We start from the raw sequence: 13,478 nt of genomic DNA, 5'->3' as shown, positions 1-13,478 counted from the left end.
TGATTATGATTTTAGGAATCATCCAAATTTTGTCACGCTGAGCATATCTACTTCCGCGTGAATCTGCTTTGTTAACGGGCGATATACACTATAGTTGCCAGCTTATAAAAAAAACGCACAACGCTTGTCATTTCAAAATCCCTTGTCCTTTTAAAAGCGCCTTCCGCTTAGCGCTTAACGCTACCCTTAATTGTCTTGATTTTAAACATTATCTAAATAATTAATTTGATATATTTAAATTAAAATTTAGATTTGTCTAAAATTATATTTAGATAAATCATTTTGTATTCATGAAATCCCTGTTATTATATTGCTTCTGTTTTTTTTTATCACTAAATGCCATTGCCCAAAAGGTGATGATCAAGGGATTAGTAACCTCTCAAAACGAACCTGTAGAAAATATTACCATTAAAATTTTAGGCACTAATGCATCGACAAAATCGGGTAGTTCAGGCCTGTATCAATTAAATGGAGTCCCTGCCGGAAATTGCGATCTCATTTTTTCAGGTATTGGTTATCAATCAAAAAGAATTAAAGTCATCTTAAAAGGGGATACAGCCCTGGTTAATGCCGACTTATTAAGTTTAGCATCAGATTTAAATGATGTGGTAATTACCGGTGTAAACCGGGCCACACAATTGCGTAAAAGCCCTGTGCCCATTGCCGTCCTCTCTAAAAAGTCAATGGATCAAAATGTCAATACGAACCTGATCGAAGCCATTGTTAAAGGAGTACCGGGCATTACCGCTGTGACCACCGGTCCGAATGTTTCTAAACCTTTTATAAGGGGTTTGGGCTATAACCGTGTATTAACTTTGTATGATGGTTTAAGGCAGGAGGGACAACAATGGGGCGATGAACATGGAATTGAGGTAGACGAATATGGCATTACCAGGGCCGAAGTAGTAAAAGGTCCTGCCAGTTTAACCTATGGTTCTGATGCCCTGGCTGGGGTAATTAATATGATTCCTTATAGTCCAAACTTTGAAACCGGAAAGTTGAAAGGCGATTTTACCGCAAATTACCAGAGTAATAATGGTATGATCGGTTCTTCGCTCGGCCTGGCCTACATTAAAAACGATTGGAAATATACGTTTAGGGCAACCGGGAAAACGGCACATAATTACGAAAATAAAATTGATGGACTGGTTTATGGTACAGCTTTTAGAGAATACAATTTATCGGCCAGCGCTAGGGTAGATAAAGCCTGGGGTTTTTCTAAAACAGCCATTACCTATTACGATAATTTAATGGAAATTCCTGATGGTAGCAGAGATTCTCTCTCGAGAAGATTTACCAGGCAGGTTTTGGATGACGGAGACGATATTAAAAACAGACCTGTTGTACCTGAAAGTGATCTGAATACTTATTCCATTAATCCCTTGCATCAGCACATTCAACATTATCGCTTTTATAATACCAGTCAGTTTAAATTTGGAACGAGTGATTTAAATTTATTGATTGGCGGACAACAAAGTGTAAGAAGGGAATATAACCACCCTACATTACCAGGCCAGGCTGGACTTTACGTGGTGTTAAACACTTTTAATTACGATCTTAAATATAATCTGCCCGATTTTGCTGGTATAGAAAGTACCATTGGGATAAATGGGATGTACCAGGGGAACAGGAGTAAGGCTGCTACCGATTTTCCCATTCCGGATTATGACCTTTTCGATATCGGTGCTTTTTATTTCGCAAAAAAATCGATGGGTAAAGTCGATGTTTCCGGAGGGATCAGGATTGACAGAAGAAACATAAACTGGGGTGATTTTTATGTAGGTACCGATGCCCAATCTGGTTTCGGGAAACAAGTAAATGCAAACGACCCAACCGGGAAGCTGCAGTTTCCTTCTTTTAATAAAAACTACTATGGTTTATCAGGAAGTTTGGGTTTAACTTACAATATTTCGGAAAGGCTCTTAATTAAAGCCAATATGGCAAGAGGATACAGGGCGCCAAACATTACAGAAATCGGTTCTAACGGATTGGATCCAGGTGCACATATCGTGTATTTGGGTAACAGGACCTTTAAACCAGAGTTTAACCTTCAGGAAGATGTTGGCATTATTGCCTATTTGAAAGATGCCGATTTAAGCCTGGAACTATTTAACAACAATATTCAGAACTATATTTATCAGTCGCGTTTGACCGATGCCAGCGGAAATCCTGTGGTTATTGTGCCTGGTAATTTAACCTATCAGTATCAGCAATCAAAAGCGAGATTATATGGCGCAGAAATTTCTGTAAATCTGCATCCTACTGCTTTAAAATGGTTAAGTTTCAATAACAGCCTGGCATATGTGGTTGGCCTGAACCAGAACCAGGAACTCCTGAATAAACATGGCAGAGCGGCTAAATACCTTCCTTTTATTCCGCCATTGCAAGTGAGGACGGAGATCAAAGCGACTGCACAAAAACCTATAGGTATTTTTGATAAACCCTATATTAAAATTGATGCTGCTTTTTTCGCTGATCAGGATAAATTTTATGCTTTAGATGATACTGAAAGCTTTACCGCGGGTTATACATTAATTAACGGCGGCATAGGATCGGCATTAAAAACGAAAAAAGGAAAAACTTTGTGTGATATTTTTCTTCAGGCCGATAATATTTTCAACATCGCCTATCAATCAAATTTAAACAGGTTGAAGTATTTCGAATACTACAACCGTTCGCCCAATGGCCGGTCAGGAATTTACAACATGGGCAAGAACTTAAGTTTTAAAGTGATTATTCCGATTTAAGGATGGGAGAGGGCGGATGCAAGATGTAGGATGGGAGATGTAAGATGTTGAATGGAAGATGTAAAATGGAATAGGGATGATGGCTTTAATATGGACTTGCCCCATGATACATCTTACATAATTACATCTGCCATATTGTTTTTGTTTCGTTTAGGAAATGGGAGGTGTTGCTATCTTCCATTTTCTTTATATACCGAATAAACCTTTTTGCTGCCAACCCATCCATCTTATGGACTAAGGACTAAGGACTAAGGACTTTAGACTTGAACTATGAACTATCTCCCATTTTTCCTACTTTTAACTCATCCATCTTACTTCATAACATTTTACATCTTATGGAACCTTCCTTAAGCGAACAGCGTTTAGCTTTTTTACGACAATCCATTGGCAAGGTAATTACCAATTCGCCATCTAACTTTATGAATTGGCTGGCTCCGGTTTTAATCAAGGCAGAGCATGGCATATTGGTTTGTCAGTATACCATCCGTAAAGAAATGACCAATCCTTATCAAATTTTACACGGTGGTGTAACAGCAGGTATAATTGATGATTTAATTGGTGCGACTGTTTTTACCATGGGATTAAACGAACGTTATACCACTGTAAATAATTATATTGATTATTTTGCCACGGCTAGCGAGGGCGACGAAGTTATCGCAGAAACCTCGATTGTAAAAAGAGGACGCACAATATTAAATCTGCAATGTGAGATATTTTTACCCTCAAAAAAGCGTTTAATAGCTAAAGGCTATTCGAACATGTTAAACATAGGTTAAGTTTTTTCTGATAGCTTAAGAATTAATTGTTAATTCCTTTAAATTAACGAAACATTCTCATTTATAATTTGTTGTAGATTAACCTAAAATATAATGAGCCATGTTAGAAAATTATTCCACCCTGCAATTCATCGTGAGAGGCAAAATTTTTAAGGGATTTTGCATGCGTATTCAAGATGATTTTCACGAAACCTATGCTGTTGTTTTAGATGGTTACCATTCTTTTTGTATCTGGTTAGATAATAAAACAGAAAAGTGGTGTGCATCTAAAAACGTAGCCATTGATCCTGATGCTATAGATGAAATCATTCACAGGATTTCTATTCCCCAACCATCTTGCTAAAATTGCGTAATAAAAATGTTGCAGCATAAATTCTGCCGTTGATCTGCAGGATTTTGCTGTTTTATGCAGTATTTATCCTTTTTTACTTTTCTACTTCCTGCAAAACCAGGTTCATAATGGGTTTTGATGGGTTAAATTGTGTATTTTAACAACAACTTAACTAATCAATTAACCTAAATCTTTCATTATGAACAAAAAATTACTAATGCTATTAGGAATTTTAGCGTGTTACGTTGTTTCCTATGCCCAAACCACTGTAAAGGGCAAGGTAACAGACGAGAGCAACGTTGGCATTCCGGGCGTAAGTGTACTGGTTAAAGGCAGTACAACCGGCGCTTCTACAGGCGGTGATGGTTCTTACAGCATTACTGTTCCATCAAATAATGTTACACTGGTTTTTAAATCAATAGGTTTTGTTAGCCAAGAGGTAGCTGTTGGTGGCCGAACACAGGTTGATGTTAAACTATCTAATGAAGAAAACAAATTAGATGATGTAATGGTAGTAGCTTATGGTACTGCCAAACGGGGTAGTTACACTGGATCGGCTGCTGTAATTGATCAAAACAAAATCAAGGATGCACCATCTACCTCCTTTCAAAATGCTTTAACTGGTAGGGCAGCTGGTGTGCAGGTTACTGCATCTTCTGGTCAGGCAGGATCAACTCCGAGCATCCGCATAAGAGGAATAGGATCGATAAATGCGTCAAACGATCCATTATATGTAGTTGACGGAGTTCCTGTTGTTTCGGGTAATATTGGCCAAGGAAGCGATTATACTTTCTCTACCAACAATATCATGAATACAATAAATCCCGCGGATATTGAGAGTATTACTATCCTTAAAGATGCCGCTGCTTCTTCCTTGTATGGCTCAAGGGCAGCCAATGGCGTAGTATTGATCAATACGAAACGTGGTAAATCTGGTAAACCTAAAATTGAATTTAGAACATCTTTAGGTTTAACACCTAGCTGGGCTACAGATAATTATGAAACAGCTGGTGTACAAGAACAAGTAAATATGTTATATCGTATTTTTCACGATGTGCGCACCTCTTCCGGACAGAGTGAAGCAGCGGGAAATACTTATGCCTTGTCGCAGCTAAACACAAAATTTAACCGACATGGTTATCGCTTTACTACTGATGGAACAGGTTTAAATGCAAATGTGAATATTCTTGGTATGACTGATGGAATAGAAAATCGTGAAGGGCGATATTTTGATTGGGAAGATGCACTTTTTAGAACAGCAAAATACCAAACTAACGATCTATCAGTAAGTGGTGGTGACGATAAGACAAAGTATTATTCGTCATTTTCTTACACCAGAGATCAAAGTCGGATTAAAGTAAATGATTTTGACAGGTACTCGGGCAGGATAAATTTAAGCCAGAAAGTGGGTAAGTATGTCGAAATCGGTTCGAACGTAAGTATTGCCAGATCGGCACAAAGTGGTTATAATGATACACGTAATACCGGTTCTAATAGTTACTTCCAAACTAGAAATCTATTATGGCCACTATATTGGCCTACTGATTATAAAAATGGTCAGCCCTTTACGGCCAGGTACGGAAGTTTAGCACAAAATAACATCTATTACGATAATCAATGGGATAATAAATCAATTACAAAAAGATTTGTTGCCAATCCTTATATCCAGGTAAATATATTACCTGAGCTAATTTTAAAATCAGTATTTTCTTACGATAACTCACAGGTAAACGATCATATTTATTATAGTGCACTTCATTTTAATGGCTTAACCAATAATGGAAGCGTAAATGAAATCACAACAAACTATAATAAAATGGTTTCTTCTAGTACAATTAACTACAGCAAACAGCTTGGCTTACACTCAATAAGCTTCTTGGCAGGTTTTGAAGCTGAAAAAAATGTTACTGATTTTCAAAGGGCTACAGGCGTTGATTTAGGAAGTAGTGAACTGCAAAGCGTTTCAACTGCAGGTACTACTTCATCCTCTGCATATAACTGGGGGAATTCCATTGTTTCTGGTTTATCTCGTTTGGAATATAATTACAATCAAAAATATTTTATTACTTCTTCCTTTAGAAGAGATGGATCTTCAAGACTCGGAGATATCAATAGATGGGGCACATTTTGGTCGGTTGGTGGATCATGGAAAATCAATAGCGAGAATTTTCTAAAAAATGTATCTTTTCTTGACAATTTAAGATTGAGAGGATCATATGGTACCAACGGAACTTTACCATCAAACAACTACGATTGGCGCGAGCTGACTTCATTCTCTAATAAATATCTTGGCCAACCGGCAGCCTTGTACGCATCTCTTTCCAATCCGATCTTAACTTGGGAAAATAGTTACTCTACAAACATAGCCTTGGAGTTTGGTCTGTTTAAAAGAATTACAGGTACAATCGAGTTCTTTAATCGCGATACAAAAAATCTATTGCTTGGGGTGCCGGTATCAATGACTACCGGATTTAGTTCAACGCTAAGAAACATTGGAGAAATTAACAATAAAGGTCTCGAATTTGATCTGAATGCTAACCTGATTAATAAAAATGGCTTTAAATGGGATTTAGGTATTAATGGATCATTTACAAGGTCTAAAGTAACCAAGCTGTACAAACCTGAAGGTACGGCACGTGGAAATGACATTATTTGGAACGACCCTACGGGTGCAGATGCGAGGGCGCAGTTTCTCTATAGTGAAGGCTTATCAATGCTTAGTTTTTATGGTTTCGAATGGGCTGGTGTAAATCCGGCAAATGGTAAAAATGTTTGGTATCTAAATGGTGCAACTCCTGCATCAGGTAGTTTTGATTATAATGGAAGGCAAGCAACTTACAACTATAATGATGCTGCCAGGGTAGTAATAGGCGATGGTAATCCAGATGTTTTTGGTGGAATTAATACTGATGTAGAATATAAAGGCTTTAGTTTAGGTCTAAACTTTATCTACAAACTTGGTGGACAAATTTATGATGGAGCTTACAAAGATGTAGCAGATGATGGTTACTATTGGGAAAGAATCAGATCGCAAAGTTATTATGACAATATGTGGACTCCACAAAATACCAATGGTACACAACCAAAACTTGATGGAAATGACCTTACCGATGCCATGCAGTATAGTTCTCGTCAATTGCATAGTGCGAGTTTCTTAAGATTAAAAAATGTATTGTTTGCCTATCGTTTACCTGAAAAAATAGTTACTAAACTAGGCGCTTCTAATATAAGAGCCTATTTTAATGGTTCTAATCTGCTTACTTTCGCGAAATACAAAGAAGCAGATCCTGAGGTAGGAAATTATAGTACCAGAGGTTGGGAGACCCCATTTGGAAAGACTTATACTTTTGGTTTAGAGGTTAGTTTTTAATATAGGAGATTCAAAATATGAAAAGAATAAATATACTACTGATCAGTATCTTCATGTTAAGTGTACTATCATGTAAAAAGTTTTTAGATATGACGCCGAGTAATTCGGCCGATTCGAATAAGGCGATTCAAACACCAAGAGATGCACAAATAGTAATCAACGGCGTAATGAATCAGATGACAGATGCCTCATATTATGGAAGGAATTTCTTTCTGTATGGCGATGTTAAAGGTGGCGATATGACGGTTTACTCTCAAGGTAGGGGCTTGGATGCCTTGTATAACTATAATCAAAACGCCAATACCAATAGTTTTTCCGGTTTTTGGTCGCAAATTTATTTTTGCATATTACAAACCAATTATCTGCTCGAGGAAATAGCCAAACAAGAAGCATTAGGCGCAACGGGTTTTGCTCCATACAAAGGGCAGGCTTTAACCGCCAGAGCTTTAATGTATTTTGATTTGGTTAGATTATACGGCAAAGCATACACCGATAATAATCAGTCTTTTGGTGTTCCTTTAATCTTAACCAGACAAGGATATGAAGCACAACCACTACGATCGACAGTAGAGCAGGTTTACACTCAGATTGTTAAAGATCTAAATGATGCGGCACCGTTGTTGCCGAAAACAAAAACAAATGGATATATCAATTATTACTCAAATAAAGCTATTCAGGCGAGAGTGTACTTATATATGAATGATATGCCCAAGTCACTTTTAGCAGCTGAAGAAGTTATTGGTGCCTCGGCTTTATATACATTGTATACGAATGCAAATTGGGTCGATTCCTGGAAAAGTCAATACGGCTCAGAATCTATTTTTGAGTTGGGTATTAATCCTTTAGAGAACGATCTTGGAGCAGCATCATTAGGTATTTACCAAAGAAATAAAGGTGTAGGTACAACGGCAGCATTGGGTTTTTTCTATTCCAGTACTGACTTTTTAAGTCGCTTAAATCAAGGAGCTAGCGATGTAAGGCGTGGGATAATGGCTAGAGATGAAAGTTCGGCAACAAGGTTAGGTGCCCTTTATAAATATTGTGGTAGTACAGCATTGGCTGGTGATAAAAGCACAGCGAATAATACTGCAGTTAATATTAAAGTAATTCGATTGTCTGAAATTTATTTAATCGCTGCAGAGGCAGCGCTTTCTACAAATACTACAAAGGCCGCTAATTATTTGAACGCAATACGTCAAAGAAATCCTTCTGCAGTATTGGCCACTCCAGTTACGGTTACGCTCGATATGATTTTAGATGAAAAAAGTAAAGAGTTGTATGGTGAAGGTCAGCGGTTCTTTGATTTAATACGGACCAATAAATCAATTACATATAATGATGAATTTGGTGGTTTAACAATTAGCACCCGGCCAAAAACGATTGATAGAACATTTAATAAAACAATTCTTCCAATCCCGCAAACAGAAATAAATGCAAACCCTGGAATAAAAGCACAGCAGAATCCTGGTTATTAAATATTGAGCGATTTATTAAAAATCCCTGTCAGATATTTTCTGGCAGGGATTTTTTGTAGCTGTTCAGTGCTTTCTTGGTCATTCTGAATGCAACGGGTGAATCAGTCTCGCAATAACGATAGATGGGTAACACACTAATGACCAATAAACAAATGACTAATGAACCAATGACCAATGAACTACGATTTATGCAAAAAACATATAACTGAGTGCAATGGCTGTACAAACGCCAACCAAATCAGCCAATAACATTGAGCCAATGGCATAACGTGTATTCTTTATGCCAACAGATCCAAAGTAAACCGCTACTACATAAAAAGTAGTATCAGAAGCCCCCTGGAAAACACCCGATAATTTACTGGCAAATGAATCAGGTCCGCTTGAAATCATGGTACTTACCATCATTCCACGGGCAGCGCCACCACTTAAAGGCCTGATTAAAGCTGTTGGTAGCGCATCAACAAATTTGGTGTCGGCTCCAAAAAATACAAACACGTTTTTAATGCCGCTCATCACCACATCAAAAGTCCCGCTGGTTCTCAGCATACTTACCGCAACTAAAATCCCAACTAAATAAGGAACGATTTTCAGTGCCGTTTCAAATCCACCTTTGGCACCATCAATAAACGCATCAAAAACATCTATTTTTTTATATAAGGCACCCAATACAATCAATAAAAAGATTAATAAAATTATTCCACCACTTAATAAGCCTGAAAATGATTTTATGCTTTCTGCATTTAACTTACTTACATACCAAACCAGTAAACCAACCACTGCCGAGATACTTAATACCCAGGTAATGATAACCGGCTGAAGCAAGTTTATTTTTTGTTTAAAGGATACAATAAGCATGGCTGCCATGGTACCGACAAAAGTGACGATTAAACAAGGAATGAAAATATCAGTTGGGTCTTGCGCATTTTGAGTAGACCTAATGGCGATTACACTAACTGGAATTAAACATAGGCCTGCAGCGTGTAAACATAAAAACATAATCTGCGAATTGCTGGCAACATCTTTATTCGGATTGAGCTCTTGCAAACTTTCCATGGCCTTGATGCCAAATGGCGTGGCTGCATTATCTAAACCTAATAAATTGGCTGAGAAATTCATGATCATATGTCCCATAGAGGGGTGCCCTTTTGGGATCTCCGGAAAGAGTTTCGAAAAGAATGGACCAATAATTCTAGATAATAAACGGATACCACCTGCTTTTTCAGCAATGCTCATTAAGCCCATAAATAAGGCCAGTGTTCCGATTAATTTAATACAAAGGTCAACTGCGATCCAGCAAGTTTCGATAATACCATCTAATTTTAAGGGATTCAACGGATCGGATGATTTACCAATTACCATCCAGTTAAAAATATCGCTATGTCCGAAAAAGAAACATTTAATACTTGCTACTACAATAGCCACGATAATAAATGCTGACCAGATTCTGCTTAATGCCATTAGGGTTGTTTAGTTTTTTGATGTGAAAATAGCTTTTTTAAGCCGAATTTCATAGTAGCCTGTATTTGATTTGTATTTGTTTGTAACGACCAATTTTACCTCTTTTACCTAACGCGATCGTCCTGCTGCCCCGAAGGTTCGGTACAGGGTGACGACTATAAATTAAAGCCATCTATAGGAAATCTTTTAACCGTATATTACTTGAGCATCTAACCCATCAACCAAAAAGTCCATGACCAATAGATATGCTATCAATCATGGACTTTTTTAACTATGGACTCCGGACTTCCGACTCCGGACTTCCGACTCCGGACTAACTAAGGTTTATCATCTGTTAATTCAAAGCCCCAGGTTTTTCCTTTTTCAGTAGCAGGAATTCCACTGGTCATCCAGGCCGGAGCCTTTGCACCTTTTAAATAATAGTCGAAAAATTGTTGTTCACGGATTTGAATATCCTTACGGTTCTGGCGTTGGACCAAATTGTGTGCTTCACCATTGTAGTTAAGCATCCAGACTGGTTTACCTAAACGGCGCAAGCCGGTAAACATCTCAATTCCTTGATACCATGGCACAGCACCGTCTGCATCGTTCGCCATTACCACAACTGGTGTATTTACTTTCGGGAACATAAATAATGGTGAGTTCTCGATATATAACTCAGGTTTTTCCCAAAGGGTTGCACCGATACGGCTTTGTGTTTTCTCGTATTGGAACTGACGGTTCATACCTGTTTCCCAGCGGATGCCACCATAAGCAGAAGTCATATTGGCTACAGGTGCACCAGCCCAGGCTGCAGCATACATGTTATTCTGTGTAATAAGGTAAGCTACCTGATAACCGCCCCAGCTTTGTCCCTGAATACCAATTTTACTGCCATCAACCCAGCTATTTTTTTTCAGACTTTCTACACCTGAATTGATAAATTCAACTGCCGATTTACCTGGATGACCAGTTTCGTAACTAATATCAGGTGCAAAAACCAGGTATCCGTTACTCACGAAATAAGAAATATTTAAACGTGATGGCGTAGGAGCCGGCGCCTGATAGGTATATAAACCATCCGTTAATTTTTCGTAGAAATAAGCAATCATCGGGTATTTCTTATTTGGATCGAAGTTTTCAGGTTTGTAAAGGATGCCTTCGGCCTTATAGCCTTTTGGTGTGGTCCATTTCACCAGCTCAGCCGTACCCCAGTTATAGTTTTTTTGTTGAGGATTGGTATTGCTTAATTTGGTTTCAGTTTTGAAATCTGTAGTGATGTAAACATTTGGCGATTCTACATAGTTGGCTTTATCGTAAATGTAAACATCGGCATCTTTAGCTTTTACCAGGTTTGAATATTTAAACTTAGCCATTACCACCAATTCTGGTGCTTTAGCCGAACCAACGTTGGTGCGGTAAAAACCATTTTCTTTAGTGAGGTTGTTAAAGCCATCTAACCAAACCGTTTCGTTCGCTTTTACAAATTTGCTATCTGCATTGCGTTCAAATCTGTTGTCTTGTTGTACTCTTTCGTAACGGAAAGTAATGTTATTCGCTCTTCCAAAACCAGCAGTAATATTTTTTGGTGCCAATTTTCCGTCTGGTGAGAATGACCAGATATCATATTTATCGTTAATTAAAACGGCTTTATCACCTTCAGTCCAGGTAGCTAAGCCATAAGCAGAAGGTAAGTCTGGTACATCATTCTCTTCATCAACAAATTTTTCACTTAAACCTGCAGTTAAAACGGTAACCTTTGCTGTAGTTACATTGTAGGTATTCCAACTGCCCGATTTTCGATCGAAGTATAAAACATAATTTCCTGCCGGTGATGCCAATGCATAACCATTAAGGTTCTCGATGATTTTCTTTTTCTGGCCATTTTTCGTGTCAACCAAATAGTAATCTTTTGAAGTTGAACCGCTCCATTGCGATTCTATCCTGCGACCGTAATCTGTAGAAGCTAAAACCTGCCCGGCATCACCTTCCGCTATGATATTTGCATCAGGTAATTTTAAATCGGTAAGCGGAATTACTTTTGGGTCACTGCTGTACACATCAATCACAGATAAATAACTTTTTTTGCTGTCTCTTTCTGCGTTTTTAAGCTGCATAGGCTGCAAATAATCGTCTTTGTAATTCCAGACATCAACTTTCGCCACTTCGAAATCTACGATAGTCGTATCCTTTGGTTTTTTGATAGGAGAGATGCCAAAAAACAATTTCTTGCCATCTTTACTAAAAGTGATTTTACCATCGCCATTAACCGACCATTTTGCGGGTAGGCCAGGCATATCAAAATCAACCAATATCTGTGCAGTATCGAGCGTTAAAGAGTTGTAATAAATATTGTAATCTTTTATTTCCTGTTTCTCCGGACTTTGCTCGCCTACAAAAGCTACATGTTCGCTTTCCTCATCAAAGGTGAAATTTTTGAAACTTCCTTTGCCCTTAATCAGGGTTTTAAGTGTACCTTTTTCTGTATTTAACAGAAATACACCTTGTGGAGCAGTTTTGTCCTTTTTAGAGCCACTGCAGGCAAAAACCAATTGTTTGCCATCTTTACTGAAGTAATAGTCGGTAACGAATTTATAGGTTTTATCTGTACCTGTTAAAAGGTTTTTTACCACTAAATCGGTTCCTTCTTCAGTTTTACCTTTAGCCGCAGGCTCATCATCAGCAAAATCTGATTCACCATCTTTTTTCTCAGCTGGTTTTACTGTTTTTTTTGCTGTATCTGGTTTTTCAGTTAAGTAAGCCATCACACCCGCACCTTCTTCAGGAAATTTGAAAGATTTTACCCTGGCCACTTTAGTAACGGCATTGGTAGTAAGGTTAGCAATACCCAACGAATCTTTTGGTAATTCATCAGCTTTTTTCTTTTTTATTTTAGCCTGACGTAAATCTTTATTTAAAGGGCGGATGTTAAAAGCCGCGAATTTGGAATCGTTACTAAACTGCGAGTTCATTCCTCTTGGGATGTTCATCTTCGCATTGGTTTTAATATTGGTCAGGTACAGCTGTGCATCTCCTTCTTGATGTAAGATGCTGTACATCGCCCATTGACCATTATTTGATAATTGCTTTGTTCCTACTGATTCCCATGTATCGTATACCGAATGATCTAGGGGTTTCTTTTGTGCGTAGGCAAAGCTGACAACGAAAAACAGAATAATAGTTAGTCTCTTTTGCATTTTTAAAAGTTAAGTAATTTGTTGGTTGAGATTTAATCTTCTAAAATTGGAATTTTTTAGCTTATTAAGAAACTTGTATGTCAAATATTACAATTAAAAGCCATAAAGGCTGAAGGTTGGAAGGTCCGAAGATATATTGTGTAAA

7 protein-coding genes are annotated in these 13,478 nt (G+C 37.8%); 5 read left to right on the top strand and 2 right to left on the bottom strand.

What is annotated here, in order from left to right:
• The first annotated feature begins 356 nt into the window (after positions 1-356).
• The 5 genes from AC07YT_RS02685 (at position 357) to AC07YT_RS02665 (ending at position 8,699) form a co-directional block, all read left to right on the top strand.
• The gene (locus AC07YT_RS02685; protein ID WP_494945152.1) at positions 357-2,747 is read left to right on the top strand and encodes a TonB-dependent receptor; all 2,391 of its coding nucleotides are present in this window, start codon (positions 357-359) and stop codon (positions 2,745-2,747) included.
• Between the two features lie 335 nt (positions 2,748-3,082).
• Positions 3,083-3,523 carry a PaaI family thioesterase gene (locus tag AC07YT_RS02680; protein WP_086545923.1) on the top strand — a complete coding sequence of 147 codons (441 nt, stop codon included), beginning with the start codon at positions 3,083-3,085 and terminating at the stop codon, positions 3,521-3,523.
• Positions 3,524-3,623: 100 nt separating this feature from the next.
• The gene (locus tag AC07YT_RS02675; RefSeq protein ID WP_086545924.1) at positions 3,624-3,866 is read left to right on the top strand and encodes a hypothetical protein; all 243 of its coding nucleotides are present in this window, start codon (positions 3,624-3,626) and stop codon (positions 3,864-3,866) included.
• A gap of 187 nt (positions 3,867-4,053) precedes the next feature.
• Positions 4,054-7,224: a SusC/RagA family TonB-linked outer membrane protein gene (locus AC07YT_RS02670; RefSeq protein WP_086545925.1), complete on the top strand. Its 3,171-nt coding sequence runs from the start codon at positions 4,054-4,056 to the stop codon at positions 7,222-7,224.
• A 17-nt stretch (positions 7,225-7,241) separates the two neighbouring features.
• On the top strand, positions 7,242-8,699 hold the full coding sequence (locus tag AC07YT_RS02665) for a RagB/SusD family nutrient uptake outer membrane protein (RefSeq protein WP_086545926.1): 1,458 nt from the start codon (positions 7,242-7,244) through the stop codon (positions 8,697-8,699).
• A 186-nt stretch (positions 8,700-8,885) separates the two neighbouring features.
• On the opposite strand, the gene AC07YT_RS02660 is transcribed toward AC07YT_RS02665, so the two are convergent.
• The gene (locus AC07YT_RS02660; RefSeq protein WP_086545927.1) at positions 8,886-10,157 is read right to left on the bottom strand and encodes a nucleoside recognition domain-containing protein; all 1,272 of its coding nucleotides are present in this window, start codon (positions 10,155-10,157) and stop codon (positions 8,886-8,888) included.
• A 317-nt stretch (positions 10,158-10,474) separates the two neighbouring features.
• On the bottom strand, positions 10,475-13,333 hold the full coding sequence (locus tag AC07YT_RS02655; RefSeq protein WP_086545928.1) for a S9 family peptidase: 2,859 nt from the start codon (positions 13,331-13,333) through the stop codon (positions 10,475-10,477).
• Positions 13,334-13,478: the final 145 nt, after the last annotated feature.

It is taken from the genome of Pedobacter sp. GW460-11-11-14-TSB4, from assembly GCF_059423705.1.
This window is presented reverse-complemented; position numbering and strand designations above follow the sequence as displayed.

Coding starts and splice junctions, on each gene's coding strand:
- AC07YT_RS02685 (WP_494945152.1), top strand. CDS start 357: ATGATCAAGGGATTAGTAACCTCTCAAAACGAACCTGTAGAAAATATT.
- AC07YT_RS02680 (WP_086545923.1), top strand. CDS start 3,083: ATGGAACCTTCCTTAAGCGAACAGCGTTTAGCTTTTTTACGACAATCC.
- AC07YT_RS02675 (WP_086545924.1), top strand. CDS start 3,624: ATGTTAGAAAATTATTCCACCCTGCAATTCATCGTGAGAGGCAAAATT.
- AC07YT_RS02670 (WP_086545925.1), top strand. CDS start 4,054: ATGAACAAAAAATTACTAATGCTATTAGGAATTTTAGCGTGTTACGTT.
- AC07YT_RS02665 (WP_086545926.1), top strand. CDS start 7,242: ATGAAAAGAATAAATATACTACTGATCAGTATCTTCATGTTAAGTGTA.
- AC07YT_RS02660 (WP_086545927.1), bottom strand. CDS start 10,157: ATGGCATTAAGCAGAATCTGGTCAGCATTTATTATCGTGGCTATTGTA.
- AC07YT_RS02655 (WP_086545928.1), bottom strand. CDS start 13,333: ATGCAAAAGAGACTAACTATTATTCTGTTTTTCGTTGTCAGCTTTGCC.